Source organism: Mesorhizobium sp. M4A.F.Ca.ET.050.02.1.1, assembly GCF_003997725.1.
Taxonomy (GTDB): Bacteria; Pseudomonadota; Alphaproteobacteria; order Rhizobiales; family Rhizobiaceae; genus Mesorhizobium.
Map to the genome: position 1 here is coordinate 1 of NZ_RZSG01001052.1, position 1,716 is coordinate 1,716.

Here is a 1,716-nt window from a genome sequence, read left to right on the forward strand (position 1 = left end):
ACCTTGCGCGGCGCGCCATAGCCTTACTCGGCAGCGTCGGGCAGCTGCACCGGCGCGTCGTCGAACTTGGTGTTCTCCAGTTCGACATTGAGGCCGAGCGACCGCATCTCCTTGACGAGAACGTTGAAGCTCTCGGGGATACCGGCCTCGAACGTGTCGTCGCCTCTGACGATCGCTTCATAGACCTTGGTGCGTCCGGCGACGTCGTCCGACTTCACCGTCAGCATCTCTTGCAGCGTGTAGGCGGCGCCATAGGCTTCCAGCGCCCAGACCTCCATTTCGCCGAAGCGCTGGCCGCCGAACTGCGCCTTGCCGCCCAGCGGCTGCTGGGTGACCAGCGAGTATGGACCGATCGAACGCGCGTGGATCTTGTCGTCCACCAGGTGGTGAAGCTTGAGCATGTAGATGTAGCCCATCGTCACCTTGCGATCGAACGGCTCGCCGGTGCGGCCGTCATAGAGCTGCGACTGACCGCTGGTGTGCAGGCCAGCCTGCTCCAGCATGGTGTTGATGTCGGCCTCATGCGCGCCGTCGAACACCGGGGTCGCGATGGAGACGCCACGGCGCATCTGCTCGCTCAGGCGAATGATGCTCTCGTCGTCATACTCGCGGATCGGCTCGTTGCGGTCGTTGGAAGGCATGAAGCTTTCCAGCGTCTTGCGCAGCGGCTTGATGTCGCCACCCGCCTTGTACGCGTCGATCAGCTCGCCGATCTTCCTGCCCATGCCGGCGCAAGCCCAGCCCAGATGCGTCTCCAGGATCTGGCCGACGTTCATGCGGCTGGGCACACCCAGCGGGTTGAGCACGATATCGGCATGCGTGCCGTCCTCGAGGAACGGCATGTCCTCGACCGGAACAATACGCGACACGACACCCTTGTTGCCGTGACGGCCGGCCATCTTGTCGCCCGGCTGCATCTTGCGCTTCACCGCCACGAAGACCTTGACCATCTTCATGACGCCCGGAGGCATCTCGTCGCCGCGCTGCACCTTCTCGACCTTGTCCATGAAGCGCTGCTCGAGCGCCTTCTTGGAGTCGTCGTACTGGCCGCGCAGGGCTTCCAGTTCGCTCTGGAGCTTTTCGTTCTCCACCGCGAACTGCCACCACTGCGAGCGCGGATACTCGTCAAGCGTGTCCTTCGACAGTTTCGAGCCCTTCTTGAAGCCCTTCGGCCCGGCGATCGCATCCTTGCCGACAAGCATGTCGGATAGGCGCGAATAGACGTTGCGATCGAGGATCGCCTGCTCGTCGTCGCGGTCCTTGGCCAGGCGCTCGATCTCCTCGCGCTCGATCGCCATGGCGCGCTCGTCCTTCTCCACGCCGTGGCGGTTGAAGACGCGCACTTCGACAACCGTGCCGAAGGTCCCCGGAGGCATGCGCATCGAAGTGTCGCGCACGTCGGAAGCCTTTTCACCGAAGATGGCGCGCAAGAGCTTCTCTTCCGGCGTCATCGGGCTTTCGCCCTTCGGCGTGATCTTGCCGACCAGGATGTCGCCCGGCTGCACTTCCGCGCCGATGTAGACGATGCCGGCTTCGTCGAGGTTCTTCAGCGCCTCTTCCGAAACGTTCGGAATGTCGCGCGTGATTTCCTCCGGCCCGAGCTTGGTGTCGCGCGCCATGACCTCGAACTCCTCGATGTGGATCGAGGTGAAGACGTCGTCGGCGACGATGCGCTCGGACAAGAGGATCGAGTCCTCGTAGTTATAGCCGTGCTAC

Annotated in this window: 1 pseudogene; it reads right to left on the minus strand. The window is 63.2% G+C overall.

Features of this window, described 5'->3' with window-relative positions:
• Positions 1–23 precede the first annotated feature (23 nt).
• Positions 24–1,712: pseudogene (locus EOA33_RS34820) on the minus strand (DNA-directed RNA polymerase subunit beta); the annotation flags it as partial.
• Between the last annotated feature and the right edge of the window lie 4 nt (positions 1,713–1,716).